Genomic DNA, 26,377 nt, shown 5'->3' on the forward strand with positions numbered 1-26,377 from the left:
AGTTGGGGTTCTGTTTACCGGTAGAATTTATCCTGCTGAATCTATATGACGGGATGTGATAATCCAAAACATTAATTCACACACCAGAGGTATGATGTGTCTCAAGTAGACGAGTCAGATTGGCAACCTGAACAGCCGGGTAGTACACGCGACATATGGCGCTATCTTAGTTTCCCAAAGTTCGTGTCTATTCTCGACACAGAAAGCCTGTGGTTCAGTGCTGCATCTGAATTTCAAGATTCTCACGAGGGGGCACTACCTCTACCAACAGTAGAACAAAGAGTGGCGAAACGCATGGGTCCGCCAGAGGAGATCAATGTCGAACAGCTGTTACAATCATCTTTGTTAGAAACGCTGCTCCACATCGGCACTAGTAAAGCAAGCTACATGAGCTGTTGGCACCTGAATTCGTATGAATCGGTCGCGATGTGGGACCTCTACTCTAGTGAAGGCAAAGGAATTGCTATCCAAAGCACAGTTCAGGACTTTAAGCACTCAATTGAGGACCGTCCAGTGAAGTCGGGTTCGGAGACGGAGGAATACGACAATCCACAGGAGTTGATCGAACTTGGGAAAGTGGAATATATTGACTACGCAGAGGATCAAATACCACACGGAAATCTGACTGCGCCACTATTCCACAAGCGGAAGAGTTTCAGCCACGAGAGAGAGTTCCGGGCGGTATATTCAAAAGTGGGAGACGTAGCCGAGCTACTTGATAGGGAGGAACCTCAGCTGGACATGTTTGAAGACTTTCCAGCCGGTGAGCCAGTGTCGATCAATATCGATCAACTGATTGAAAAGGTGTATATCGCTCCCGACTCACCTGATTGGTTTGAAAGTGCTGTCAGAGCGGTCATTCGGGAATTCGACTTTGACTTTGAGACGCAACGATCATCTCTCGAAAGGGATCCAATATTTTAGACTATAACGTCTGTAAAGAATGAATTGAGATTGATATAGAAAATCTGTTTCCAGATAGCAACCATGTCGAAAATGAGAACCTACCCATCTTGGGCAATCGACAGATAACGCGTCCCTCGCCCACTCCCCTGCTTTCGGATACACCCGTACCGAACGAGGACGTTCAGATACCGCCGACGGTCGCGACCGTGCGCGTCCGGGTACTCCACCTCGAACCGATCAGCCAACTCCCCGGCGCGGATCTCGCCCGCGTCGTCGATCATGTGCTTCAGTAGTCGATGCGGGGTGTCCAGCCGCTCGACGTTGTACCGCCGGATCGACTCCATCGCCGGTTCGCGGACGTCGGCGATCAGCGCCGGCGTGACCCGTTCGTCGCGGGCCTTCCCCTCGACGTAGGCCTCACGGAGGATCGATATCGCCTCGCGAGCGTTCCCAGCGGCGGTGTCCGCGATCAGCTCCAGCGTCCCGTCCGTGATCCCCGAGAGGTCGCCCGCGTCGACGCGCGACTGGAGGATGTCGACGAGCTCCGACTGACTGTACCGCTTGAGTTCGATGTGTGGGCCGGTCCGGAGTCGCGACGACGTCGCGGCGTCGAGGCGCGCCGCGAATCGCTCGTACTCGTGGACGACGAACACCGGCGTCACGCCGTCGGCCTCGAAGAGGACGTGCGGGAGGTGCTCGTCCTCGATGTGTTCCGCTTCGTCGAGGGTGAGGACGATGGGCGAGTCGGCGTCCTCCAATTGCGCGAGGTACGACGACGCGGCGTCCGCCTTCGGCGATGAGCGCGTCTTGAGCCCGGCGTCGACCAACGCCTCTTCGAGGATCGCGGCGCGCGAGCGCGTCCGGAGACAGTCGACGTGCGCGGTGTTCACCGCCGTCTCCCGGCGGAGTTCGCGGACGGCGAACCGCGAGACTGCCGTCTTGCCCGCGCCCGTCGGCCCCGAGATACAGATCGGGTACGCTGGGCGGTCCGAGCGCAGCGGGTCCAGGGCGTTCGCGAGCTGCCCAAGCGCGGCGTCGCGGTGGGGCATCCGCTCGGGGACGCGGTCGAGTTCCAGGACCCGCGGGACGGATGTACTCACTCCGCCCGCCATTGGTGCCGTGGGTGGATCCAGTCCCAGTCGTCGAGGTCGACCTCGGCGAAGTAGTCCTCACGTCCGGCGTACCGGATTTCCTCGGGAACGTCTCGGGCGAGGTCGTCGACACCGTCGACGTTGAACCCCGCGGCGACGACGTGGTTCCAGAAGTAGTCCCAGTACAGCGCGACCTCGCACTCGTTCACGAGTCCGAGGAGTTCGTAGCGTCCTTCGTCGGCGTCGGTGAGGTGACGGGTCAGCGTGATCGCCTCACTCGGGGAGCGGTGTTCGGCGATCGTCCACGCGAGTTCGCCCTTGGTATGGGTGAAGACTCCGCGTTTCGTGCTCGACTTTGACATCACCTCGATACCGACACGGTTCGGTATTAGAAGCGATCCAAGGGCGGAGTGTAAGTAGAGGCACCCGGATGCGGGTCGAATTCTCACCGGTAGTGAACGCTGGCTAGTGCAAGCGTCTGTTGAACATCGGAGTGTTGGAACATGATTCGCATTGACCCACCCAGAGTGACAGGTCACCCATCAATTAGCGACCGAAACTACCATTAGCAGACCTCCCAATGGACGCCGTATGGCGATTCCTCGGGACTCGAGTACTGGCAAATATGTGACTGAATACTCGCCAGCTCGAATCATCCTGGGACTTGCATTTGACGGCTCTCACAGTACGGGGGAGGTAGAGGACAAACTGGGCTGTAGTCGTGAAACTGCCCGACAGAAGCTCCTACTGCTTGAGAGCTGTGGTGTCGTTACTCAAAAGACGGTCGGGGACACATTCGTTTGGTCGCTGAGCGAAGATGCTCTTTCAGAGCGGTCCAATGCGATCCAATCTCAGGATACCATTGAGTTGCTGATCACGGAAACGCTTCAGGAACTCGCTGATCATCTAGCTCAACCTGGCCAGGCACTCCCCGAGAACATTATCGAGTGGATCGAAGACAGAGATGTTGACGACACACTTTCTGAAGCGGTTTTCGCATATCGGATGGGTCTATTCAAGCGACTGCTCAGGGCAACGCTCTATTCGCTCCATGAGGACGAGCACGAGTCGCTGGACCCGTTAGTTGCAGATATTCACTGGAACAGCCAGTTGGACTACGCGTACAAGGAAACCGGCGACAGCGGGCTTGCACGGGCTCCTATTGAGCGTCTCATTGACTCGGATGTCGAGATCGTCTCGAAGCTACTCATCGCGCTAACCAACGCACTTGGCAACGTCGAGAACCCCGCAACGACGCTCACGACAGTGTATGAGTCGTTGGTCCCGCAAGACACCCGACGTTCGTTAGGTCAATTCGGGACTCCCGACTATGTGAGCGACTTCTTGGCATCATGGGCAGTTCGGGAGGCAGATGACTCAATTCTTGATCCCGGTATCGGTGCTGGTCAACTCGCTTCGAGTGGGTTGGACCGGAAACTGAAGCTTGGCGCGGAGAGACCGCTGTCAGAAATCACTGGCGTAGACGTCGACGATGTTGCGATTTCAATGGCGTCGGTAACGCTCAAACTTGTGGATGGTTCTGGTAAACCCAATCTGTACTTGAATGACTTCATGGAGTATAGTCCGCACAGCTGGGATGAGGATTCGTACGAGCAGAAAACCGTCGACGGCGTCATCGCAAATCCTCCTTACTCCCGACATCAAGCACTGGATGAGGAGTTCAAGAATACACTCTCTGAGACCGTGTCGCGAGAGACCGGCCGAGAATTTTCTCCGCGGACCCCGTTGTATGGGTACTTCATCGCTCACGCGGCACAATTCCTCGAAAGTGGTGGTCGATTTGCCGCAATCGTTCCTTCGCAGTTTTTCGACACCGAATTTGGGCGCGATTTGAAGGAGTACCTACTATCTGAGTTTACAATTCATGGCATCGTTCAGCTCGCCGATGAGCTCGATGTCTTTGAGGATGTCCGTACCCGTCCTAGTATCCTCCTCCTTGAGAAGGGTGCACCGGACCACTCTCACGAGATCAATTTCTGTCGCCTCACAAGCTGGGACGGGATAAGCGATGCCCCAGAGCTACTCCAGTCCGATTTTGAGTCCTTCCCAGCGGTCGAATCCAATACCACAGTTGTGCAAGATCTAGTACCTGCCCATCAGCGATGGTCGGTCTACCTCGACGAGACTGAAATTTTAGACCGGTCAGAGCTCACCGAGTTTGAGACAATCGCCTCGATCAAGCGGGGAATTGCAACGGGGAGTAACGACTTCTTCTGCCTCACTGGTGAAGAAGTCGCAGATCTTGGAATCCCGGAGAAGTATCGAAGGCGGATCATCAAGTCTGCACGTGGAATGGACTATGTTAATCTCACTGAGTCAAACTGGGAGACATGGGAGACTGAGGGGAAGTCAGTTTGGCTGTTGTACTGTCGTGAGGATGGTGCGCCAGTCGAACGTAACGAACTTCCTCGTACTGTTGATGAGTACCTGGCGCAAGGCGAATCGTCAGGGGTCACTGATGGGTACCTCGTCTCAAAACGGTCCTACTGGTACCAGGTCGAAGCACGCGATCCTGCACCGATCCTTGGCAAATACATGAACCGGACTGGTTTCCTGTTCATGCGGAACGATGCAGATCTGCTCACACTGAATAATGTCCACGCAATCGACCTCAACTTCGGATATACCGATGACGAGCGTGACGCACTTTTGGCGTATCTCAACAGCACTGTCATGGAGCAAATCCTCAGTGCGGCCAGCCACGACTACAGTGGCCTGCAAAAAATCGAAATCGGCCAGCTGAGTGGTGCAGCGGTAATCGACCCCCGGGAATTGACCCCGTCGAAGCGGGAGACATTGGCCAATTCTTTTGACGAGCTCTGTGAGAAGCGACAAAACGGTCGCAGTGGTGAGGAGGTCATCGAGGAGATCGACAAATCCATCGAGAGCATCTTGGATCTTCGTGCACGAGATAGTAATGAGCTTCAGTCAAATTGAATGAGCGTAAAATGGCATGCTACAGTGGACTTGATAATGAACTTCTTCGGTAATCAGTGAGCCAAGATCGTTAGCATGACTGATCACAATCAGTTTGTGAGCTAAACTTCCGGAGCAACCCCCGGAATATACCTCCTAGTAAGTCGAAAGGAATGTGCTAGCATCATACTTTCTGATAGGGTCTAATTTAGATAGGGCGGTGACGGTTTTCGTCTAAAATAGGTGTTCCATCATCTCTTATGCAGTGATGGACGTACCAGGACTCAGAAACCATCTTTTGACCTCCGAACCCGTGCTCGAATGATTCTTCTGGGAATCTCGGAATATGCTCCTGTATTATCTCTTCAGAAGGCCATCCTCTACTCTCAATAATTGTGTCGGGGAGGTGATCATTCAGGATCATATAGCCCACAGAAACCACATCAAATGGGGGACATGGAATACGTGGGAAGGCCGGATATGACCGCTCATGTTCTGCAGGATCCCAATGTTTGAGCGCGCTCGTATCTACACAGTTCGGATTATACTGTGCATGGAAGATTGGGTGATTTGCGTCTTGCTCTCCATCATCGCCATTTGCCTGGTCCCCATTTAGGTCGAAGTCAAAATGTAAGCCCTGTACTCTTTCTCTTGCTTCTTCACCGTCGGTTTCGATGAGTTTGAGATAAACCATTTCAGTTGAGGACTTTGAGATCAGATAGTTCTCAGAGCCATCCTTGGTTCGCTTTCCGATTGTCATCGCGAACTGAATATAGATCTCCACCTTTGTAGATTCATCCTGGGGACGATACGGGACTGGACCCAAACGGACTGCGGTACCCTCATCTGTCTCGATAGTGATCGTATGCTCGTCAGCAAGGTCAATAGTAAAATTTTTTGAAGGGCTGTCGTCGGATTCTGTTTCTTTTGCCAAGTTATTCAGATATGTAGCGTATGCTTTGGTAAGTTTCGCTTTGTCTCCCCCGTGAACTTCTTCCCATTCCATAAATTTACCACCCCTTCAGTTTCATCCAAGCTTCTTCACGCAGACGACTAAGAGACGCTCCGGCAGGAATCCAAGCTTCGGGACTGACTGAATGTTCCTCACAAACTGGGACATTTTCTAAGATACAATAGTAACCAGCGCCCTCATGCTCCTCCACACACATGACTGAGTCTACTTCTATTCCCTCCCGGGACAGGAAGTCAATGGTGGTCACTGTTCCGTCATCTTCGACAGTTGTGTTCATAGCAAGAATATTATCCAGTTCTGCAGTCCACCAGTAGTCACCCACCTCCGAAAATGGCCCTTTATATCGGGCGTCTTCAAATCTACTACGAATTTCGTTGTTGGTACTGAATTCCTCTACATCGATTCCCAAATATGACGCAGCGGCGATCTCATTGACCAATACACCAGGATACTCGAGAAGTTGATTCACCATCCAATATCCAAGGACAGTTGCCTTACGACGAATTGCGTCTTCCTTACCTTCATTCTCTTTTAACAGAGATAGACTCTCAGACTGGCCCCAGGAGTACTTGTCAATGTCCGGTTTTGAACTGATCGGGACATTATCGAGTTCCTTAATAAACTCCGATGGCGGTTCGAATAGCTCCTCTGGCGACGCCTCTGCCATCCGCTCTGTCAGGTGTGTTCGGATTTTGTCGAATCCTTTGATCAGAGCTGCACACTTTAGAGCCATCTGTTCATGGCCGCCGTTGCGGGGTAGCAATCTGATTATCTGATCATCTGATTCTTTGACGCTGTCTGGGTCGGCGTATTCGCCGTCGTCACGGTGATAAACGCAAAGGGGAATTCCAAATTCGCTACAGGCTTCTCGAACATCGGCCCGGCGAACAGTACTGCTTTGATACTCGTTTAATTCAGCATCTAAGATGACCAGTAGAGGATATCCTTCGTCTTCATCAGCTAGAAGTTCCTTCACGTATTCTGTATCATCAAACTCGCTTTGATTTCCATCATCTCCAAGGAACTCCTCAATTCTGAACCGTTCCGTGTCAATATGTGATTCTAAAGGAGACTTGAGATCTTTCAGATTCGACTCATTGTCTTCAAAAATGTAAATTCGGTGTTCCATTGTGTGACCTTCTGTCATCGTTTAAATCTCACCTCAAAACAAGTTTCGAAATCCTCTGGAGCCTCTACTACTGATATCTCTCCATCTGAATTTTCTACAATTCGTCTTACCACATACAGTCCTAACCCTACACCTGCTCCGAGAGGGTCGTCGTCTCTGTTCTCTGTTGTGCTGAACAAAGGATCGAAAATCCGATTTTCTAGTCCCGATGGGATCCCACTTCCGGTATCAGCGACGCGCAATTTATGCCAGGTATCCGTATTTTCAGCCTCAAACCGAATTATCCGACCATTATTTTCGGGAGGTACCTCTAAAACGGCTTTGATTGCATTCGTAAATAAGTTCATCAAGACGCCGGTGTAGACACTGGGATTGACCTCAGGTGTCTTAATATATTCTGGGTACTTGTGTTCGATAGTAATTTGTTTTCGATCTGTATAGTGACTGAATTGCTCGATTATTTCCGCTGTTTTACCCTTAACAAAGAGCTCATTTTGGGTATCTTCTTCTAACCCTTGCATGAACCGTTTCGAATAGCCAAGTTGCTTCTCGAACTTGTCTCGAGCCTCTCGTGTAACATCTAATCGATGTTCTAATGCTTCAGAGCGCTCATTTTCGGGGGTTTCCTCCCATGCCTCAATCATTTGATCCGCACTGCGAAGTAACTCGTTCGTTTCATGTGTCATGAATGCCGCAACGGCACTCATGAGGTACATTGACTCTACAGAACTCTGAAAATCTACTTCCGCCTGTTCATATCTGTCGACTTTTTCACTTAGTTCTGAATACGACTGCTCTATTTTTGGCTTGATTTCCTCATTGATCTTCCGCTGAAAGTCGTTGGTGGTCCTGAGAGAATCAGCTGACTCTGCCGACGGAGATCTGCCGGGCGAGTCTGTACTTACGTCCCCGTTTGAGAATGCGTCATCAATTGATAGCTGTCCCTTTGTCTCTGTAGATTGTCCGCTCTCAGGATTCGTTGTCGAGTTCGTTTCTGACTTAAATTCTTTTGCGGCAGATTCTAGTTCTTCTTCTATCTCTTTCTGCTGCTGCTCGATCTCGCTCTTCAGTTCCGATTTGGATTCCTTTGCTTTTTGCCTTTTTCTACGGAGTTCCTCTTCTTTGTCAAGGATAGCGATAATTTCGATGGCACCGCGCGCAATGTCACGGAGTTGGTCCATGGCCTCATTCTCAATGAACCCTTGCCGGTCCATGGCTGGAACTAGTTTTTGCAAACTCTCGTCTACGTCCTCGCTCTCACCGGGACGATAGCTAGAGACGTTCAGTGACCCCAGTATTTGATTCTTCGATGGAAGATTGAGTTGGTGCTGTTTCGTATCGGCAAGCATCTGTCCCCCACCAGAGGAAATGTTGGAGGTGAATGTTGATCGCCATTGGCGTTCACGTCTTGCCTGAGATTCGGAAATATTCAACCAATCATTCAATTCATCTCCGTAGGGCGGTACACGGAAATTCTTATCAATAATTCTTACCCCTCCGTTATTTCTAAGCCACTTCGGTACGCTTCTACCGTCAATAGTGTTGAGATTTCTAAATAAGCCCGAGTAGTTCCAATTAAAGTATCGAATCTCGCCAAATACGTCATCCAAGAGGTTCTTTCCAAGATTGAATTCGTACACCCTGGACTCTGATTCATTATCATCATAGCCATACTTATATTCACAGTCATACCTGACAGTCGTTTCCCTCACCGAAATTTCGACTTTCATCACATACCGTTCATAGATCTCCTGAGCGGCACTCTTCTCGGGGGCTCCTTCCCCGGGAGGTGCAAAGTAGACCGAGAATCCAGGGTCTGCTTTGTCTGAGCCTCCTCCCGGTTGCATCTCCGAACGATTCGTCTGATAAGGCGCTGAAATAATATCTAGGACTTCTCCGGAGACCTCTTCTAATTCATCCTGGGTCCAATTGCTCTGTAGTTGGGAGATCTCGAGAGTCGTCCCCTCCTCCTCCACATCAGCAGTCTCTATCTGATACGTAACCTCTTCACTTTCCAAAGGCTGCCCACTCTCGAAGTCTCCCCACTTCAAATCAGCGGTCAACTGTCGGTATTCTTGATGTTCTTCATACCAAGCGACAGTCTCGATCGAGAGCTCCAACCCAAGGTTTCGAACGGCGAATCTGCCCACTCCCTTTGCGCCGGTCAACTCACGGTTATATCTCTTTGAGGTCTCCTGTTCAAGTCTACTGTTCGTCGCAATTGTCATCCAGTAATCTCGAAACTCCTGCTCGGTCATCCCGTGCCCATCATCCTTTACGAACAGACTATCTTCCTTGAGCCAGATATTGCACTTGGTAGCATCCGCATCGTAGGCGTTCTTGATGAGCTCTGAGAGAGCGATGTCCGGAGTAGCGATAAGCCGCTCTCCGATCTCAGAGAGAAGCTTACTATCGCTGGAGAATCGGACTGTCCCCGAATCTAATGTTTCGCGGGAATCAGATTGAGACATTTGATATGTCTTGTTACTGGATGGTAATAAATCCGGGCGAATGGGACAGAGAACGCGTAGAACGTCTCTCGGTACGCCAGAGTTCGGAAAGGGAGCAGTCAGTGCAATTTTGGATGTGGTGGAATTGCTTGCTCCAGAGTTTGATCAACTACTTGGAGAGCTTCAGAGGTTTTGGTTCGCCGTTCATCGGAACGAAATCAGGGATTAGCTTGTGGATCAAGAATCGGTACTCAGTACTACAGGAGAATCGGGAATCACCCTTCGTTCGAGAGGTGGTCTAAATACGTGTATACTTAGCAGATGATTCATGTGGGAATTTTGAGTACCATAGACAAGGCATGGTGCTGTGAGTTCGTTTAACTATTATATTACAGGTGCGTCGGCAAGCGTTTCATATCGCTCTCCTGTTTTAATGTTTGAGACAAGGTCCGAGAGCAATAATGGTCGGTACTCAATCCGTTCACAAGCGACATTGACACGTCGAGTTTCTGGATCGATGAACGGGTACTTTGCTGGGTTTTCGTGCTCGTGGCCCGAAATGATCCACCCATCGAAGTAATCTGGGGCGTGCTCTGCTTTGTGTGTGAAGTAGAAACTATACCCCTGGAAATCAAGTCGCCTCGATTCCTTGATGTCTATCGCCGAATCAGCGAAGCTGGACTTCGGAATTGGGGCGTGATTCCCAGCAATCAGATTGACCGTCCCATTGAGTTGATCCAACCTATAGAGGGCGTGGCTTTCCCGCCTTTCGGGTGGCTCCCCACCGAGTAGATCGCCAACGTGGTAGACGGTGTCTGCCTCGTCGACGACCGAATTCCAATTGTCGATGAGAGCTTCGTTCATTTCATCCACCCCGTCAAATGGCCGGTCCAACTCATTCACCATCTTCGGATCGTCAAAGTGGGTGTCCGAGATGACATAGATCGTCATAGTAGCTCACACACAACGGTTGGTATAATCTCTTGGTCTGCCGAAGCCCCTGAGTCAGCGTATCTGGCCGAGATCTTCACTCTCGTTTTATCAGAACATCTATCTTCCATAGATAGATTGCAAAGAACATGGAGGACGATCCAGACCTGTTTCTTGCACCCTGTAGTAGGGAGCATAAGGAAACCACCATCAAGTACTTCCGAGATACGGTCCTCGAGGGTATTGATCCTGCTCAGTATCAAGAGGTTGCAGATCTCGGATACGAGGGTCGGACTCCGGTGTGGGGGGTGGTGAGCTCGAAGAAATCGACGTGGGAGCAGATGGACGAAGGCGACGTAGTCCTATACTACACGAAGGCTGGCGAGTACACGCATTGTGCTACCGTCTCCGGAAAGTTGGCCGACGAACGAATAGCACGCCACATTTGGGAACCATATGATGAAGGCCGAACGGTCGATGATATCGAGGAACCGTGGACCTACATGTTCTTTTTGCGGAACGTCCAGGAGGTCGATATCCCGGCAGAAGTCGTTCACGGCACACTCGGATACGAAATGGAGTATCCACTCGGGTTTATGCGGCCCTCGGACACGGCACACTCCACTCTTCGGGGAGAGTACAATAACGTAGAGTCGTTCCTGACTGAACAGGGCTACGCATACCGCCGGGAGCTGGAGACCGTGGACTCGGGTGACCAAGTCGAAGAATTCTCTCCGAGTAGCCTTCGTGACCGATCCGGATCCTCGGTGGGAACAATCGAAGACAACCCCCAATCTATCGAGTCCACTATCAACCCTGCTGAGACCGAACGAAAGAAGAGAGAGCACGAGACCATCCTCGACTTCATAGAGGAACGCCTCACAGCGGCAGGTTTTCATACCGGTGAGACCTCAAGGAGCGATCTCATCGCGATTGGCAAGGGGGGAAGTGGTTCTGGCTGAAGGGAAAACGATCCACGAAGACAATGAGAAGACACAGATTCGCTCGGCGCTTGGTCAACTTCTAGAATATCGTTACCAAGACATCCGAGTCAACGAAAGCCTGGACGGTGAACCACTACTATTTCTAGTACTTAGTCAACGGCCTTCGGACTACTATGCGGCATTCCTCCGAGATCTACAGAGTGATGGGATCTATACTTGTTGGATAGAGGACAAAGAGATCAGAGGCTTCAGCGAATTCGCCGATGTCTTTGAGAGCTTAATTTAAATATCCGAGCCCGAATCCATCGCCGAAAACTTCTGTCTCGATGCTGAATTCTGGTACGACCTCTCGGTCGAAACAGTCGAAACAACTCGTTTCGACGGACTTCGACACCCCTACCATCAACAAGGAGCCGTGATCGTCTGGAAACTTGGGTGAGCGGAAAGTGCAACGTGAATTAGATGACGGAGACAGAGATCTGACGGTCTACCGTTGCTGGTGGGGCCGGGGGCCCCGAACACACAGAGACAAGCTCAGTATATCTTATCTATGATATTCTGGTGCAGGATTTCATTATCAACTAATCTGATATACGATTGTGTCTTAGCCCGCTCTGGATCAATCACGCTGATGGACCGGTAACTGAGACTCAGTATAACCAGCAAGCAATCGACCGAGGATACGGACTTTTACATTGGGGAGATCGCCCATCTGCGGATCCCGAAGACTACCAGGACAAGAAACGGAAGTGCAGGACCGAGCTCCGCCGCCTTAGTGAAGCTGTGGAGCAGGACCGACTTGTTGTTACCTTCTACAATCCACTAAGCAGGATCACGATTGCGAAGCCTGAATCTGTTTGTATTATTCCTGCCACGGATACCGCACTTCAAGATCCCATTGACGTCGAACCCCGAGGGAGTACCACTCTAAACGCAGAGTATTCGCGGATTTTCAAAGGAATCCGATTTTCAGAGAGTTCTTCTATAGAGGTCTCTCCGACAGAAGCCCCACCTCTATTTGACACGGATCTGCACCCTCCACACTATGCTGCGTGTAATTGGGGAAAGATCGACGAGGAGATCGTGGAGGCGGCATATCGGAAAGAGCCGATTCCATACGTTGCATCGAGCCTCACACCTACGCAAGTTGAAGTTTGTGCTGAAGAGTATCTCCGCTCGATATACCCCTCTTTCCGTCGAACCTCGACATTAGGCGGTGAGCAAAAAGACGTTGATGTTATTGGACATATTGGGCCTACGCATGGCCCGGCAGTGATTGCTGAGATGACTGGTGGGGATAGGGATGACGCTCAGAAGAGGGCTGGTCGATTGGAGAAATACAGTGATCGATCTGAGCATCTCTATCTGTTCGCACCTTCGGGGAGCAAGCCGGATTCGGTTCCTAAGTCGATTGAATTCATTCCGTTAGAAGAGGTCTTCAGTTTCCTCGACGGATCTAACCGGACGAGATCGATGCTAAACGAGATGCTAATGCAAGCGTAGAATTACCCCGTCTATTGAGGTTGGATTTTATTTGAATATGGGCAAGCCATTGCCGGAGCAGAACTGGAAAGTGAATGCAAACGGCTCAGAAATTAGATCGACGAAAGTGCACGCCCAGCCTGTGCGATATCTTAGCTCAGGGTCATTCAATCATCTACCGGCCACCAATCGAGTTGAGAATTCCGCTCTTGGATAAACTCAGTACGGACCGGTGAATCCTTGAGAGCGGGGATTTGAGCCCCTTCGCGGAGTGTTAAGGTGTTTTGAAGCCAAGGGTCATTGGACTCGAACTCCGGAGATACCCATAACCTCCCATTGGCATCGAAGGTCCATAGGTCAGCATCAAAGGCTGCGTGGTGAGTATGGGTGAGAAGCACGACGTTGCCGATGTCTTCTGCGATCTCCGGATGATCAGCTCGTCCAAGTATATGGGCAACCTGGAGGAGTCGAGGATCGGATATCTCTGTCAGAATACACTCGCCGTACGTGTCGTGAGTCTCGTTTCTAAATTCCTGACTGATCCTGACCTGAGTCTGCTCTCCCGTTGATATCCGGCCGGCAGTATCCGTGGTGTCGGATGGACCTGCAATGGTCGTATCATCTACTGGTTCTGGGGTGACTGAGGCCTCCCCATATCTCATTCCTGGAGTGACTTCTCCGGACTCCACCCACTGATGCCATACGTCCGGGGCCAGTGCGTCGGAGCCAGTTTCCGTACGCTGATGTATCCACGACAGAGGAACCTCTTCAACGTCGAGGACACCGAGATGATAGAGATAGTTCGGTGTGGGGACACCGTTGTCCTCGAATTCGTCGAGCTCAACTTGTTCGATTACACAGAGGCCGTTGAACTCGACAACTCCTGATTCTGGGCGTCTGAAAACCAAAATTGGAGGGTAGCGAGTCCGTTGGTCAGTAGTGTTTAATCGGTGAACAGCACGCAATTGCTGGTTCCCGGGGAACTCGTCCTCATCAATCGGTTCATCAGACTCCGAACCGCTCCGCTTCGCGTCACCCCAGTAGTGGATCAGCCCATTGTTCAGGTCGAATTCGTCGTCCCAGCGGTTGAATCCGTCAGGGTCGTCGAGTTCTGAAGAGACAATAACAACTGCAGTAACCTCCCCTTTTTGAGGACCGGTCTTGGCTTCGACGACACGAATTCCGGCGCTATTGCCTATACCTGATTCGAGAGGGCCCTTGATCCAACTTTGGAACTCATCACGTTCCGGATCCGTCGAGTCGTAGTATCGCGCTCCAACACGGTACCAATTCTCGGAATCCTCAGACCTTGATGATTCGGCCTGGTCGTCGATTGAATCGTTGACGGCGTAGCTAAACACCGCATCCCAGTCATCCACATGACGAGCTAACGGCCCATCGTATTCGCCTGAACCGAGGACTCTGATTTTCTGGTCTCCTTTAGAATACGTACCGGCGGTGACCATCTCCTCGGTCAGGAACAGGAAATGGTCCTGGTCGAGATCGTATCGGCCGGTATCCCAGACGTCGAGTGTAATATTGACTACCCTGCGGGGATCGTCACTTTCGGCCTGCTCCTGCTCTCGATTATATCGATGCCAAATGTATTCCACGCCTTGGTCGTCGCGGAACTCCCGACTCTGGCCTTCGGAGGTCCGTACCTTCCCGATAATGCCAGGATCTTCTCCTAATACGAAATGGAAAATTCGCCCGTCTGTCTCAGCAGTAAATCGGATACCCCTGTCGTTTGCTCGTTTACGGAGTTCGTCTACCCAATCAGAAATTGCTTGGACTGGCATATCGAGTTACTGTAATTACTCTCTCAAAGTGCTTCGGTCAGACCTATCAGAATTGAGGCTATCCTATTACCCCGGTAATAGAGGTTCAGAAGGCCTCAAGGTTTGTTCGGTCGTGTTTCACTACCAGAGTTCCTCGGCTTCAGCGTCGAGCTGGCTTCCGGCGTACTGCAAATAATCGTTCGCGCTCGAGAGGTCTGCGTGCCCCATCGTCTGGCGGATATACTGTGGAGTCGCTCCCCGCGCCGCGATCAGCGTCCCGTAGGTATGCCGGAGCACGTGTGATGTAATCTTCTTCCGAATCTCCGTCTCGGCGGCGACTCGCTTCACGCGGTTGGTGACGGTCTGTCTCGTCGCGTCGTACGACTCGTGGTAACTGAAGTAGTCGCGGAGCCGTCGAACAGTGCCGGGGTGTTTCAGCGGAATCGTCCGCGCAGAGTGCTCGGTCTTCGGAGTCCACTCGCCTTCGGCAGACGGAACACGAAGCCGCTCGGCCTGCCAATCGATCCACTCGTCTCGGAGATGAGCGAGTTCGTTTGCTCGCAGGCCGGTGTGGGCGAGTGTGTAGATTGTCACCTGGTGGGTGAGGTTATACTCGTCTACAGCGTCGAGCAGATCGTCGAGTTCTTCTTCGATTAGGGGTTCGCGTTTCCACGCCATGCGTCGTTGTCAAAGAGGTTTCCAGAGGAAGCTTATGAACGGCCCGCACGGCAGGGTCAGTAGAGTTGAGTTTGACAGTCCCCCGTCTCTGTAAAACTGCATCGTCCCAGTGAACTCAGAGGCTCCCGAACGTTACAAATGGCTGATCCGTATACAGACATAGGGAGCCACCCTACAGAGATGGTGTCAGAAACCTGGCGCCTGATATAGAGAGTACATGGGGCACGCAGTCTCCTTACCTCGATTGATATAGGGGGTCATTGCTCACTGTCTGGCAGTTCCGTCCGGGAAATTTTTATCACAATAGAGGTTGACATCTTGGATAGGTTCGGGATGCTCGCTATCACCCAGATATTCCACCGGCAGAGGAGTCTTAGCTCCTTCAGCGCCGGTAGAATAAAAGAGCTCTCGAGAGAGTGCTTGGGGCATTCCGAACTCATCTATCATAACGAAACCCTACACCCGCTACGAGTATTGGAGGAGCTTTTACTCGTAAATTGGCAAAGAAAGCAGGTCGGCCCATGTTCAGCCAATAACCCAGTTTCAACTGAACAGATGCCGACTTGTGAGTGCAGGAAAAGTTGGCCGCCACCAGACAGTTCGTTATTTAAGTAGGTTGCCCACTCCGGAACTGATGGCCGTTCCACTCGGAACAGGGTGTCCTTGACTGGATACGGCAATTTAATAGATTGCCTACCCCGATGCCCTCTCTTTTCACCGGTGCGGGCTGTCCGAATCTCAACAACAGAAAGGGTCAGAGTTGGCTCCTTTCTAAGCAAGTGAAGAGATTCATAGTCTACAGCCCGCGCTAAGCCCAGCGGTTCATATTGGGCGACAAACAAATTGCAAGCGCCTAAGGAGGAGACCACCTCCAGCGATGAGGGTCGTTCAAACGGCCTCCTTGTTCGCCCCCTTTACAGATCCATCTCCATCATTTCGGGATGGCTATCACATCTAATCAAAAAATTAAGGCTATATTCATTCTATCTCCACTGTATATCAATATTCGCAAAGCACCTGCTGAAAAAGAGAATCACACACACGATTCTCCAATATTACACGCAAAAGCAGGTGTTGGCTTTCATACTCATTGCCCCGGTCGCATACCTGAAAGGGTGGATAGAAATGGGTGATGTTGTGATGATACTAATCACGGTCCTCGCTACTCCGCGGCAGGGAGTGAAGTCAGAAACTTAATATCAAAGCCGTTTTACTGTTTCAAACAAGTCATCTAACATTGTTTAATTAAATAATTAGTCTGCCGCACTTCCCTGCTCGAACGCGTCCTGCTGCAAGAGTCGCTGTGCGGCGAGCCGCTCGACGACCTCCGTCTCCTCGGCGTCGGGAACGCGGGCGTCGTCGACGAGTCGCACGAGGTAGACGCGCCGCCCGAGCCGGTCGACCACGAGGTTCTGCTGCTCGGGGATCTCGCCGTCCTCGGTGAGCACGTCGTCGCGTTCGAGTCCTTTCTTCGGGAGCGTCACGAGGCCGCTGCCACTCCGTCGCTGCAGTGTTTGCATACTACGTCCCACCTGATTATCGCATATAAACGGCCCGTGCGTACCCATAGCGACACCACGCAGTACCCGTTCAGCGGAGGTTCTAGTCGAGGGGCCAGTTCGTGAATGGTATCGGCCGGGCTGGGTAGGTCGGCCGGTATGTCATGGGAGACGACGCACTGCCACCGCCAATAGGCGGCACGGACGGTTATCCGGGGCACCGAGTGTTGAGAGCCCGCGAGCGACCCGTCGACCTCTCGGTTGGCGATGTCGCGAGCGTCGACGACGAGGTCGCCGATCTCGTCGGGGGGCGCGTGTGACCAAGGATCAGCCCGATCGGACGGCAGTGGCGTTCTTGGTTGGGACGCTGGGCATCGCAACGACGCTCGCGGTAACCTTCGCCGCGTTACCGGCGTACGCGGTGGTCGTGCTGTTCGGCTACGTCACGCTCCGGGCATCCGAACAGTGGCTCGGGTACGAGCTGTCGCTGATCGGCACCAAGACCGACGAGAACTCGGAGTCTCCGGCTACGGCGACCGACGGCGGGGTCACCTCCGAGCGAGAGACGGCCGCCCAACTCGTCGAGGAACACGGGTCGGAAGGGCTCCGGGACGAAGCACTCGTATCGGCGCTCCGCGGGGAGGACCCGCGATGAACTCCGATCTCGTCGGGGAGCGCGTATGACGCTGGCCGACCTGATCGTCGCCGGCCTCGAGGCGGTCAACGAGATCGTCAGGGAGCTGGTGACGCTGGCCGAGCGTGCGACGGGCTCGAAGCCGGACGAGCAGAACACGCCGCCGGTGACGCCGAGCGCGAAGGCGATCGAGTCGTGGCCGACGGAGGAGCACGACGCGCCGCGCCAGGTGTCGCCGCCGTTTCAGGGACATTCGGTACCGCTGGGTGGTGGCTCGTGAGCTTCGCTCGCGCTCGCCGATTCCTGTCGCCGCCGGTGTGGGCGTGGACTGCGCTCTGGGCGTTCAACACGCTGTTCTACACGCTGATCGCGGTCGATCAGGCGTTGCTGTCGCTCCCGACGGTGACCCCGATCGAGGCTGGAATCGTGCTCGTCGCAGTCGCGGTCGCCGGCGTAAGTGGGCTGACCGCGGTGCGCGGGGCAATCGAACTGCGGAGTGGTCGGCCGGAAACCGACTCGACGACGACATGACTGACAACACAACTCACACGAGAGAGGAATCGACCGACGACGAGCAGATCGAGCGAGTCGACCCGAGCGTGCGGTGGGTCGACTACGAGAACCACGAGGGCACCGATGTCTAAGGTGTTCTCCGGGCGGTTCGGAACGTTGCTGGCGGCTGGCATGGTTCTCATGCTGGCGTTCGCGCCGGCTCTGGGCGCGGCAGTGCCGACGCAGGAGCAGCGCGTGAACATGAACAGCGACTACGCGCACAACCCGACGATCTCGGTGGACAAGGTGATCGTCGAGGAGCACCAAGTCGGCGAGATGGGCGGGCTCGAGTGGGTGAACGACTCGGGCGGCGTCGAGACGTTCGACGCTGAACTCAACGCATCGACGAACAACTCGTATTCGTACCTGCCGACGCAGGTCGAAGACGAGACGCTGGGCGCGTTCCCACGGACGGGGGACTCCGACGGCAACATCTCGGCGCTGAACTCGTCGCGGTGGACGAAGGCGGGTGCGAACTCGACTTCGTTCACGGTGACGGACACGTCGGGAGACACGGCGACGGGCGTGGAGTCGGTCTCGTTCGGGACGGACGGCACGTTCGGCGCTGGTGACAGCGCGTACGCGGAGTTCACGCTCCCGGAGACAATCACCGACTCGCCGGACAAGCTGTACTTCCAGCAGGTGTTCGACGTGTCGGACCTCGAGTCGGGCGCGGAGATCGTCTTCGAGTACCGCGACGCGGGCGGTGACGCGCGACGGGTCGTCGTGAACGGCTCAGCGGACACGAGCGACGCCGGCGTGGCGGCGAACCAGACGGGCGAGGGCTTCGTGGCCCAGCCGCAGTCGGGTGAGCTGTCGGTGATCTCGAACGACGACGGGTCGTTCGACGGTGTCGACAGCGTCCGGGTGTACATCACGGACGGCGACGGGAACATCACCGTCACGGGGCTGAACGCGGAGAAGTCCTCGCAGTGGTCGCTGGGCACCGAGCGCGTCGACGGCGAGATCTCGAAGGTGACCGAGAAGTCGGAGCCGGGTCGCCTGCGGATCACATCGATGGACTCGATCGGGAGCTGGGCGGCCGACGGGATCGTCCACAAGAAGGGCATCCACAACCTCGAGTTCACGGCTGAACTGACGGGCACTGAGGACCGGAACGTCACGTACTCGAAGGCGGAGCAGTACGGCGGGTACGAGTGGAAACAGGAGTCGTACTACCGGCTTGACCTGCCGAGCGGGTACGACCTGACCTACTACGGCGTCACGTTCGAGGACGAGCAGAAGATGATCGCGGAGCGCTATGCGCTCGTCGAGGTCGCGGAGGGGACCGACGACACGGCGTTCGCGAACATCACCTCGTGGACGGACAAGACGTCGCTGTACAGCAACGCGAAGCCGGAGACGACGCACACGCTCGACGACACCGTCGAGATCGGGAAGACGTACGTCTTCCACTCGGTGAAGCTGATCACCGCCGACGAGAAGACGGACCTGATGACGCCGCAGGAGGGCGACTCAGGCAAGGGAACCGGCTTCTGGGGCTCGAACAACCCGATCGCACAGTTCGCCTCGTGGGTGATCTCCGCACTCGTCGCAGTCGGGGGCATCGTCGGCCTGAAGCGCCGGAACTCGGCGGGGGCGTGATGTGTCCGCCGAGTTCGACTCCGGCTCGAGCGGCGGGGGTGACTCGACTGTGAGCAGTAGCAGCAGCGGCGACGACAGCGCCTCGCTCGTCTCGACCGGCAAGGCGTACATCATCGGCTCGGAAGACGTCGGCACGGGCCAGAACGAGGGCACGTTCGGCGCGGTCCTCTTACAGACGATCTCCGGGGTCGTGTTCTTCGTCGGAACGGCGATCACGGCGTTGGGCCAGTCCATCGTGTTCGCAGTGACGAACCCGCTGTCCCAGCTGGGGATCGGCAGTGGCGACATCATCTCGTCGGTGACGTCGTCGCCCGCGGACTTCGTGGACTCGCTGTTCGACACGGCGGCTCAGACGGCCCAAACGGGGCCGTGGGCCCAACTCGGGATCTTCCTGCCGGTCGCCGGCTCGGTGGTGATGGTGATGACACTCGGCGTCGTCCTGTGGTGGATGAACCGGCGGGACTCGGACCTGCCGGGGCTGGGTGTCGACCTGCCGCTGATCGGCGAGTCGACCGAGACGGAGGCAGAGGACGACGAGGAGGTGCTGTAAGCCGTGCCCCCCGAGGACACGCTGTTCGAGCAGTCCGAGCAGTACGTGGGCGAGGGGGGCCGTGTGGACGCTGGCGCGCTCGTGACGCGGCTGGGAACGGCTGCGGTCTACACGGTGTCGTCAGGACTACTCGCGATCGGAGCCGCTGCGATAGCAGTTCCCCGCCGGCTCGTAGAGGCGTACGGCAGCTTCTACGGGGACTACGTCGGAATCGCACTGGGCGGGATCGCGGACGCCTCCGACACTGCATGGCAGGTGGCCGCCCAGGAGGCGAGCGAACTGGGCGTCTTCGCGCCGGTGCTGCTCGTCGTGGTGATGCTGGCGTCGATCACGATCGCGACCGCGATCGCGGAGGGCGGCGATGAGTAGCAGTCCGTCGTACGACTCGGACACGACGGGGTCTGGCGACTCGATCGACACCGACCGGCTGGCCTCGAGCACGGAGACGGACACGAGCGACACCGGAGGCAGCGGCGACGGTGGCCTCCTGTCAGGCAGCACCAGGGAGACGCTGGCGAAGTTCGCCGCGGCGCCCGGTGCGTTCATCCTGACCTACGTGGTCCGCGAGGTCGTCTTCCGCCCGGCAGCCGCTGGGCTGGGTCTGATCGACCTGGGCCTGTCGCTCGTCCGCGACGGCTGGGCGATGATCCCGGACCTGCTGTTCGGGACACCGACGAACCCGGGCCCGCTGACCGACGCCGCGGAGACGGTGTTCATCATCCCGCGGTCGGTGACCGGTGCGCTCGAGAACAGCCTCGCAGGACTCGGACTCGGAGCGCCACTGGTGTTCGCGTTCGGGATCTTGATTCAGACGGCGTTCCTGTTCGCGCTCCTGTTCGGCGGGCACGCGGTGCTCGTCTCGGCGATTCCGGGTGCGAGCGGGGTCACGAACACGGTCGGCGAAGTGTGGGGGAGAATCCGATGAGCAAGCAACAGAAAGCAGAAGCGGCGGGTCTCGGGCTCGGCATAGTGTCCCTTCTGGGGACGTTCGTGTCGATGCTGGACCCGACGTTCCTGATCTCGACTGCCGACCTCTGGTACCCGATGGTGTCGTACACGGCTCGCTACGGGCCGGACATCCCGGGGATCCCGATGGCGGCCGTGCTGACGGTGGCGACGACGGTCTTCGTCAGCGCGATGGCGTACAGGCTGTACGAACGGCGGAAAGCGACTCAGAAGACATGAGACACGATACACACAGAACGGAAGAACAGCGCCGTGCGAGCGCCGTCTCCGACGGCGTGGGCGCGGGAACGGCGGACACGGCGGAGGTGACGGGATGCCGTCGATGATGGCGATCGCCGCCGTCGTCGGCGTGCTGTTCCTGCTCGGCCTCGCGTTCGTGCTCCTCGAGGAGCGCTACGACGACGTCGACTACGAGGGTCGGGCGGTCGCGGCGGGCTCGCGGACGAAGAAGGCCGCGAAGGCGGCTGGCGGGCTCGCAGGCATCGGGATCGTCTCGCTCGCTGGGTCGGCGTGGCAGGCGGGCGTGGACATCATGACGTACGTCGCGATGCTCGTCGACATCGGCGCACAGTCGCCGCTCGGCGCTGCGGGGATCGTGAACGTCGGGCTCGTCGGCTTCGGCATCACCGACTGGTTCGGACCGATCCGCGCGGCGGGAATCCTGCTCATGATCATGGGCGCCGGCGGCGTGTGGAAGATCCAGCAGCGGAAGAACGGGAGGGCCGCCTAAGATGGGACGCGGGTCCGGTGAGCGCCGTCGGTCCACGGTCGTGATCCTGGCGGCGTTGCTGGTGGCGGCGGCCTTCGTGCCGGCGGCGAGTGCAGCAACTGGTGCGGCGTCCTCGAGCAGCGGCGTCGCACTCCAACAGGACGGCGACAGTGTGAACACGACGACGGTGTCCTCGCCGGACCACACGTACGAGTCGCTGTCGCGGACGGCTGCGCACCCGAACGGGGCGCCGCCGTCGATCCGTCCGTCTGGGTCGTACGCGGAGTACGCGATCAAGCACCTTCCGACGGGGCTGTTCTACTTCGACGGCTTCGAGCAGTACGCGGGGCGGGGCACGAAGATCGAGCGGACGTCGTTCGAGTTCTGGTCGAAGCGACCGTATCAGACGGCCTCGAACCCGATCCCGGACAAGACGGTGACGCTCCACACGGTGATCTGGAAGAAGAAGACGGTGACCGTGACGGAGAACAACCAGACACGCCAGGAGCCGATCGCGACGAACATCACGGAGACGAAGCACACGCTGACGCTGGGTCCGGGCTACACGACGCACGACATCGAACTCCCGAAGAAGTGGGACTCGTCGTACCGGCTGACGGTGTTCGTGGCGTCTGAGTCGGACACGGCGCGGTGGCAGTACACGTACAACCCCAGCAAGACGGCGAAGGTCGTTCCGGCGCAGTCGTCGGGCGCGCGAACGCTGTACATCGCGGCGCTGTTCGGCGTTGCGGCGCTGGCGGCCGGAGTCTCGCTGAAGGGATCACGTGGGCTGCTGAAGAAGGCGGGCGCGGGCCCGGACATCTCGCTGCTGGTGTGGGGCCTGCTCGTCGTCCCTGGCGCGTTCGTCGTGTTCTTCGTGCTCGGGTGGGACTGGACGATCCAGCAACTCGTCACGGCGCCGTGGCTGTTCCCGATCATGCTGGGGTGCGTGGTCGGGTTCATGGCGACGGTGTGGTTCGGGGACTACACGTTCACGGACCTGTTCGTCCGGCTGAAACTGGACGACAACATCCCGGACTACGCGCCGATGGACGTGCCGAACGAGACCGCCCCTACGGGGCGGGGCGTCGTCGACGTCGAGGTGCGGGAGATCTCGACGCTGACCGACGGGGGCGTGACGGCGACCGGGAAGGCCGGCCAGATGCAGGCGGTCGTCGACTCGTTCAAGCAGTCGATGTCGTCGGGCGGGGCGTCCTCGAGGAGCGAGCGATACGAGCGGACTCCGGGAACGACCCAGGAGCTGTCGCTCGCGGACATCCCGGGCGTGATCAGCGCGGACGTCGTGCCCCGGAAGATGACTCGCTACGAGGACGGCTCGATCGGGCCGATCCGCTCGGGGATCTCGGCGTTCCTCGCTCGAGCGAAGGGAGCGGCGACGAAACTGAAGACGGACGGGAACCCGCACAACCGCATCGGCGTCGACAAGGGGCCGTACGAGAACCTGTACTTCGTCGATCCGGAGTACGAGCAGGTGATCGACCACAAGCCGGAGTCGTGGACGTTCAACTTCCCGAAGCTCCTCGAGAAGCGCGTCGACGAGGACGACGTCGCGTCGTGGGTCGTGAACTGGAAGGCGGTGATCGGCGGGCCGCTCGCACTCGCGACGGGCTGGGTGTTCGGGTCGCTGACGCTGGATAACGGCCCGCTGGGTGCGGTGCTGATCGCGCTGGCGCTGACGTGGATGTACGTCGTGGAGCCGCGCGAGTCGTGGGCGTACACCGAGCTATCGCCGATCCACTACGACCGGGTCGTCGAGGTCGTGATGTCGCACGCGTCGGCGCTGTCGGAGGTCTCGTCGCTCGAGGACTCGTGGAACGGCTGGGTCAACAGCGAGACGAAGCGGCGTGCGGAGCGCCGCCGGCTCGCGGACGCGAAGTCGAAAACGCAGTCGGAGGCTATCAACGAGGAGTTCCTCGCCTCGGAGTCGAACGAGGAGGAGGACTTCAACGCCGACAGCCGGTCGCGTGACGTCCACCAGGACGACGGGCGAGGTGGTCGGCGATGAGCGTCGAGGAGATCTCGGAGGCGGATGCGGAGCTGGCCGCGGAGGTCGAGACCGTGCTCGAGGACGCACCCGTCGACGCGATGGGCCGGCGAGCGCTGGCGACGATCTCGGAGGGGGGCGTCGAACTGATCGCGGACGCGGTGACGCCGTTCGAGGACCGCCGCGCCGTGATCGAGTGGATGACGAGATGTACCGTCCACTCGCTCGGCGAACTCCCCGAGACGTGGTTCACGGCGTCCGACAGCAGCGAGGTCGAGACAGCGGTGCTGTTCGACCGCGTGATGATGTCGGCGCTGCTGGGGCGCCCGTGGGGCGATGTCGGCGCCGTCGACGACGACTGGGCGCGCGAGGAACGGCTCGCGCTCGTCGCGAAGGACGTGCTCCCGGCGATGCACGCGGGCGTCCGCGAGATCCGCTGGAGCGCGACGGACTACTCGGCGCCGGCGTCGAAGATGGACCCGGACCCGCTGAACCAGCGGCACCCGGCGATGCGCCCGGGGCTGACCGACCTCCTCGAGCGCGCCGAGTGGCTCGTCGAACAGCTGCTCGATGGGTTCGGCTCCGGGGCGGAGTACCTGTCGTGGGCGTCGTTCGCGACGACGGCGACGTACGGCGAGTTGGACCGCGAGGTCGCCCGCGGGGCGTACTTCGAGACGGGGATCCGGTCGGCGCTGATCCGCAACGGCGGCGACGGCGACCGGTTCACTCGGGAGAACTGGGCCGCGCGGTACCTGCTCCCAGCGATCACGCGAGCAGCCGCGCAGGAGGCGTCACGAGGCGCCGAGAAGGACGAAGCGGCAGAGAAGGACACGAGTATCCCACAGACATGAGTTCGAGCAACCAACAGGCAGGCGAACAGCAGCGCCCAGGCGCGCGAGACGAGCGGTCTCCGCCGAACCGCAGTCCGTTCACGAACGGACGCGCAAAGACGGGCTACGGCTGGGGCGAGCACACGCGCCAGTCGATGAAACACCCCGTGGGCGACGCCAAGAGCGACGCCCACCAGATCGGGCTGTGCTTCGGGATGAACGACATCGACGTCGAGGCGTTCACCGAGCGCCACCCGAAGCGGATCGTCCACCCGGACATGCTGATCCACGAGAAGAACCCCACCCGGACGAAGACGGACAAGGGAACGGACTTCTTGCTACGTGGCGAACGAGGGTGCGGGAAGACGACGCTGCTGCTGACGTTCGCGCGGCAGTTGATGCGGGAGAACGACGAGATCGTCGTCTGGCGCGGGCGTGAAGGTTCGTCGGGGTGGCTCCCGTACAAGCACTGGACGACGGTGTACCTGCCGGCGAACGCGACCGTTCGTGGCGCGTGGATGCCGGAGGTCGAAGACGAGTCGGACGAGATCTCGCTGTCCGTCGACGACGGCCAGGAGCTGACCGCGTCGGAACTCGAGCGCGTCGTCCGCGACGTCGTCTACTACGAGGACGTCTTCGACCTGCTCGACAAGCTGGGCGAGCGGTCGCGGGGCACGTTCAACGTCGTGTACCCGGACCCGTCGTTCTCTGGGTGCCAGAAGGCGACGCGAGAGTCGCGTCGTGTGAACGGCTACTTCCCGTTCGTCCCGCGGTGGGAGGCAGAGTACGACGACGACGGCGAGACGACGGAGACGCCGCTCGTCCAGTGGTGGTTCGCGTTCTGGCTCGCACGGTGCGACTACGGGCCGTTCACGTGGATGACGCTGCTGTTCGACGAGGGCGGCGACCTGATCCCACGGTCGGCATCGCAGTCGGTGTCGCGGCTGTACGACAAGCTCGAGATGCTCCGGTCGATCTTCGCGGAGTCCAGGCGTCGACTGGCGACGCTGGGCATGGCGATCCACTACGAGGAGAACCTCGACCCGGACACGAAGCGGGAGTTCAAGTGGCGCGTACACATGCCAGACGGGTCGGCAAACCCGGTCGCCGACAAGCGCGGGACGCACCCGGTCGGCATGAAGGGCGACATCAAGATGAACGACGACTTCATGTCGCGCTACGACGAGCCCGGCGTCGGGCTCACGTACTCGAAGAAGGGCTTCTCGAAGTTCCGATGGGACGACGTCCCCGACTGGCCGGAGGACGAGAACCGGTGGCTGAAGGTCGTCCTCGAGGAGCCGGACGCGTCGACGAAGCGCGAGCTTCGCCAGCGCCGCCGCGAGCAGTACGACGGCGAGGACGAAGCAACCAGCGAGCTGGAATACGACTCGCAGGTGTTCGGCGAGTGGCGGAACCAGCACGAGCAGCGCCTGTACGTGAAGCACGGCTCGGGACAGATCAGCGTCGAACGCGGCGTCGTGATCGAGGACCTCGAGTCGGAGATCGACGGGCTGCGGTTCCGAGAAGACCTCCGGGATCTCGGGGACGTCCTCGAGGTCGTCATGGTCGAAGAAGCGAGCGGTGACGAGATCGTGGTGGCGAGGGTCCCTGCGGCTTCGTCCCCCTTTAAGTCAGATGCGGCGGTGGCCGCGGGGGCCGGGCGGTGACCGGCGATCGCCGCGGAACTCTCGGAATCTCGACACGCCTCCTGCGCGCGCGTGTGGACTCA

25 protein-coding genes are annotated in these 26,377 nt (G+C 57.1%); 16 read left to right on the plus strand and 9 right to left on the minus strand.

Annotated features, from left to right (window positions below):
- The first annotated feature begins 183 nt into the window (after window positions 1-183).
- Complete coding sequence (locus P0R32_RS08090) at window positions 184-924, plus strand: DUF2971 domain-containing protein (RefSeq protein ID WP_276236442.1); 741 nt, start codon at window positions 184-186, stop codon at window positions 922-924.
- An 80-nt stretch (window positions 925-1,004) separates the two neighbouring features.
- On the opposite strand, the gene P0R32_RS08095 is transcribed toward P0R32_RS08090, so the two are convergent.
- The gene (locus P0R32_RS08095; protein WP_276236443.1) at window positions 1,005-2,006 is read right to left on the minus strand and encodes a Cdc6/Cdc18 family protein; all 1,002 of its coding nucleotides are present in this window, start codon (window positions 2,004-2,006) and stop codon (window positions 1,005-1,007) included.
- Window positions 2,003-2,359, minus strand: a complete 357-nt coding sequence (locus P0R32_RS08100) for a hypothetical protein (protein WP_276236444.1) — start codon at window positions 2,357-2,359, stop codon at window positions 2,003-2,005. The genes P0R32_RS08095 and P0R32_RS08100 overlap by 4 nt, the downstream gene beginning before the upstream one ends.
- A 265-nt stretch (window positions 2,360-2,624) precedes the next feature.
- On the opposite strand from P0R32_RS08100, the gene P0R32_RS08105 reads away from it, so the two are divergent.
- The gene (locus P0R32_RS08105; protein ID WP_276236445.1) at window positions 2,625-4,955 is read left to right on the plus strand and encodes an N-6 DNA methylase; all 2,331 of its coding nucleotides are present in this window, start codon (window positions 2,625-2,627) and stop codon (window positions 4,953-4,955) included.
- A 187-nt stretch (window positions 4,956-5,142) separates the two neighbouring features.
- Here P0R32_RS08105 and P0R32_RS08110 read toward each other — a convergent pair whose 3' ends face one another.
- The 4 genes from P0R32_RS08110 to P0R32_RS08125 form a co-directional block, all read right to left on the minus strand.
- A complete protein-coding gene (locus P0R32_RS08110; RefSeq protein ID WP_276236446.1) occupies window positions 5,143-5,940 on the minus strand; it encodes a hypothetical protein in 798 nt (265 codons plus the stop codon).
- Between the two features lie 4 nt (window positions 5,941-5,944).
- Complete coding sequence (locus tag P0R32_RS08115) at window positions 5,945-7,054, minus strand: hypothetical protein (RefSeq protein ID WP_276236447.1); 1,110 nt, start codon at window positions 7,052-7,054, stop codon at window positions 5,945-5,947.
- The gene (locus tag P0R32_RS08120) at window positions 7,051-9,507 is read right to left on the minus strand and encodes a sensor histidine kinase (RefSeq protein WP_276236448.1); all 2,457 of its coding nucleotides are present in this window, start codon (window positions 9,505-9,507) and stop codon (window positions 7,051-7,053) included. Before P0R32_RS08120 ends, P0R32_RS08115 begins: the two co-directional genes overlap by 4 nt.
- 363 nt (window positions 9,508-9,870) lie before the next feature.
- On the minus strand, window positions 9,871-10,437 hold the full coding sequence (locus P0R32_RS08125; protein WP_276236449.1) for a metallophosphoesterase family protein: 567 nt from the start codon (window positions 10,435-10,437) through the stop codon (window positions 9,871-9,873).
- Between the two features lie 128 nt (window positions 10,438-10,565).
- On the opposite strand from P0R32_RS08125, the gene P0R32_RS08130 reads away from it, so the two are divergent.
- On the plus strand, window positions 10,566-11,378 hold the full coding sequence (locus P0R32_RS08130) for a hypothetical protein (protein WP_276236450.1): 813 nt from the start codon (window positions 10,566-10,568) through the stop codon (window positions 11,376-11,378).
- A gap of 765 nt (window positions 11,379-12,143) precedes the next feature.
- Entirely contained in the window at window positions 12,144-12,863 is a 720-nt protein-coding gene (locus tag P0R32_RS08135) for a hypothetical protein (protein WP_276236451.1), read from the plus strand.
- A 146-nt stretch (window positions 12,864-13,009) separates the two neighbouring features.
- Here P0R32_RS08135 and P0R32_RS08140 read toward each other — a convergent pair whose 3' ends face one another.
- From P0R32_RS08140 to P0R32_RS08150, 3 genes are all read right to left on the minus strand, one after another.
- Window positions 13,010-14,641, minus strand: coding sequence for an HNH endonuclease (locus P0R32_RS08140; RefSeq protein WP_276236452.1), 1,632 nt, complete (start codon window positions 14,639-14,641; stop codon window positions 13,010-13,012).
- A 120-nt stretch (window positions 14,642-14,761) separates the two neighbouring features.
- Window positions 14,762-15,298, minus strand: coding sequence for a tyrosine-type recombinase/integrase (locus P0R32_RS08145; RefSeq protein ID WP_276236454.1), 537 nt, complete (start codon window positions 15,296-15,298; stop codon window positions 14,762-14,764).
- A gap of 1,253 nt (window positions 15,299-16,551) precedes the next feature.
- Entirely contained in the window at window positions 16,552-16,818 is a 267-nt protein-coding gene (locus tag P0R32_RS08150; protein WP_276236455.1) for a DUF8053 family protein, read from the minus strand.
- A gap of 295 nt (window positions 16,819-17,113) precedes the next feature.
- Here P0R32_RS08150 and P0R32_RS08155 point away from each other — a divergent pair, with 295 nt between their 5' ends.
- The 12 genes from P0R32_RS08155 (at window position 17,114) to P0R32_RS08210 (ending at window position 26,315) form a co-directional block, all read left to right on the plus strand.
- Window positions 17,114-17,452 (plus strand): hypothetical protein, encoded by a 339-nt coding sequence (locus P0R32_RS08155; RefSeq protein WP_276236456.1) that lies wholly within the window; start codon window positions 17,114-17,116, stop codon window positions 17,450-17,452.
- Window positions 17,453-17,477: 25 nt separating this feature from the next.
- Complete coding sequence (locus tag P0R32_RS08160) at window positions 17,478-17,711, plus strand: hypothetical protein (RefSeq protein WP_276236457.1); 234 nt, start codon at window positions 17,478-17,480, stop codon at window positions 17,709-17,711.
- On the plus strand, window positions 17,708-17,962 hold the full coding sequence (locus tag P0R32_RS08165; RefSeq protein WP_276236458.1) for a hypothetical protein: 255 nt from the start codon (window positions 17,708-17,710) through the stop codon (window positions 17,960-17,962). The genes P0R32_RS08160 and P0R32_RS08165 overlap by 4 nt, the downstream gene beginning before the upstream one ends.
- A 105-nt stretch (window positions 17,963-18,067) precedes the next feature.
- Complete coding sequence (locus tag P0R32_RS08170; RefSeq protein WP_276236459.1) at window positions 18,068-19,588, plus strand: hypothetical protein; 1,521 nt, start codon at window positions 18,068-18,070, stop codon at window positions 19,586-19,588.
- A gap of 49 nt (window positions 19,589-19,637) precedes the next feature.
- Window positions 19,638-20,138, plus strand: a complete 501-nt coding sequence (locus P0R32_RS08175) for a hypothetical protein (RefSeq protein WP_276236460.1) — start codon at window positions 19,638-19,640, stop codon at window positions 20,136-20,138.
- Window positions 20,139-20,141: 3 nt separating this feature from the next.
- Window positions 20,142-20,507 carry a hypothetical protein gene (locus P0R32_RS08180; RefSeq protein WP_276236461.1) on the plus strand — a complete coding sequence of 122 codons (366 nt, stop codon included), beginning with the start codon at window positions 20,142-20,144 and terminating at the stop codon, window positions 20,505-20,507.
- Window positions 20,500-21,063: a hypothetical protein gene (locus P0R32_RS08185; protein WP_276236462.1), complete on the plus strand. Its 564-nt coding sequence runs from the start codon at window positions 20,500-20,502 to the stop codon at window positions 21,061-21,063. The genes P0R32_RS08180 and P0R32_RS08185 overlap by 8 nt, the downstream gene beginning before the upstream one ends.
- Complete coding sequence (locus P0R32_RS08190; RefSeq protein ID WP_276236463.1) at window positions 21,060-21,323, plus strand: hypothetical protein; 264 nt, start codon at window positions 21,060-21,062, stop codon at window positions 21,321-21,323. Before P0R32_RS08185 ends, P0R32_RS08190 begins: the two co-directional genes overlap by 4 nt.
- A 94-nt stretch (window positions 21,324-21,417) precedes the next feature.
- The gene (locus P0R32_RS08195; protein ID WP_276236465.1) at window positions 21,418-21,834 is read left to right on the plus strand and encodes a hypothetical protein; all 417 of its coding nucleotides are present in this window, start codon (window positions 21,418-21,420) and stop codon (window positions 21,832-21,834) included.
- A gap of 1 nt (window position 21,835) precedes the next feature.
- Window positions 21,836-23,839 carry a hypothetical protein gene (locus tag P0R32_RS08200; RefSeq protein WP_276236466.1) on the plus strand — a complete coding sequence of 668 codons (2,004 nt, stop codon included), beginning with the start codon at window positions 21,836-21,838 and terminating at the stop codon, window positions 23,837-23,839.
- Complete coding sequence (locus P0R32_RS08205; RefSeq protein WP_276236467.1) at window positions 23,836-24,669, plus strand: hypothetical protein; 834 nt, start codon at window positions 23,836-23,838, stop codon at window positions 24,667-24,669. Before P0R32_RS08200 ends, P0R32_RS08205 begins: the two co-directional genes overlap by 4 nt.
- Window positions 24,666-26,315 carry an ATP-binding protein gene (locus tag P0R32_RS08210; protein ID WP_276236468.1) on the plus strand — a complete coding sequence of 550 codons (1,650 nt, stop codon included), beginning with the start codon at window positions 24,666-24,668 and terminating at the stop codon, window positions 26,313-26,315. The genes P0R32_RS08205 and P0R32_RS08210 overlap by 4 nt, the downstream gene beginning before the upstream one ends.
- Window positions 26,316-26,377 lie beyond the last annotated feature (62 nt).

It is taken from the genome of Halobaculum marinum (assembly GCF_029338555.1).
Lineage (GTDB): Archaea > Halobacteriota > Halobacteria > Halobacteriales > Haloferacaceae > Halobaculum > Halobaculum marinum.

Coding starts and splice junctions, on each gene's coding strand:
- P0R32_RS08200 (WP_276236466.1), top strand. CDS start 21,836: ATGGGACGCGGGTCCGGTGAGCGCCGTCGGTCCACGGTCGTGATCCTG.
- P0R32_RS08125 (WP_276236449.1), bottom strand. CDS start 10,437: ATGACGATCTATGTCATCTCGGACACCCACTTTGACGATCCGAAGATG.
- P0R32_RS08115 (WP_276236447.1), bottom strand. CDS start 7,054: ATGACAGAAGGTCACACAATGGAACACCGAATTTACATTTTTGAAGAC.
- P0R32_RS08145 (WP_276236454.1), bottom strand. CDS start 15,298: ATGGCGTGGAAACGCGAACCCCTAATCGAAGAAGAACTCGACGATCTG.
- P0R32_RS08190 (WP_276236463.1), top strand. CDS start 21,060: ATGAGCAAGCAACAGAAAGCAGAAGCGGCGGGTCTCGGGCTCGGCATA.
- P0R32_RS08140 (WP_276236452.1), bottom strand. CDS start 14,641: ATGCCAGTCCAAGCAATTTCTGATTGGGTAGACGAACTCCGTAAACGA.
- P0R32_RS08120 (WP_276236448.1), bottom strand. CDS start 9,507: ATGTCTCAATCTGATTCCCGCGAAACATTAGATTCGGGGACAGTCCGA.
- P0R32_RS08130 (WP_276236450.1), top strand. CDS start 10,566: ATGGAGGACGATCCAGACCTGTTTCTTGCACCCTGTAGTAGGGAGCAT.
- P0R32_RS08210 (WP_276236468.1), top strand. CDS start 24,666: ATGAGTTCGAGCAACCAACAGGCAGGCGAACAGCAGCGCCCAGGCGCG.
- P0R32_RS08195 (WP_276236465.1), top strand. CDS start 21,418: ATGCCGTCGATGATGGCGATCGCCGCCGTCGTCGGCGTGCTGTTCCTG.
- P0R32_RS08170 (WP_276236459.1), top strand. CDS start 18,068: ATGTCTAAGGTGTTCTCCGGGCGGTTCGGAACGTTGCTGGCGGCTGGC.
- P0R32_RS08110 (WP_276236446.1), bottom strand. CDS start 5,940: ATGGAATGGGAAGAAGTTCACGGGGGAGACAAAGCGAAACTTACCAAA.
- P0R32_RS08150 (WP_276236455.1), bottom strand. CDS start 16,818: ATGCAAACACTGCAGCGACGGAGTGGCAGCGGCCTCGTGACGCTCCCG.
- P0R32_RS08100 (WP_276236444.1), bottom strand. CDS start 2,359: ATGTCAAAGTCGAGCACGAAACGCGGAGTCTTCACCCATACCAAGGGC.
- P0R32_RS08185 (WP_276236462.1), top strand. CDS start 20,500: ATGAGTAGCAGTCCGTCGTACGACTCGGACACGACGGGGTCTGGCGAC.
- P0R32_RS08160 (WP_276236457.1), top strand. CDS start 17,478: ATGACGCTGGCCGACCTGATCGTCGCCGGCCTCGAGGCGGTCAACGAG.
- P0R32_RS08205 (WP_276236467.1), top strand. CDS start 23,836: ATGAGCGTCGAGGAGATCTCGGAGGCGGATGCGGAGCTGGCCGCGGAG.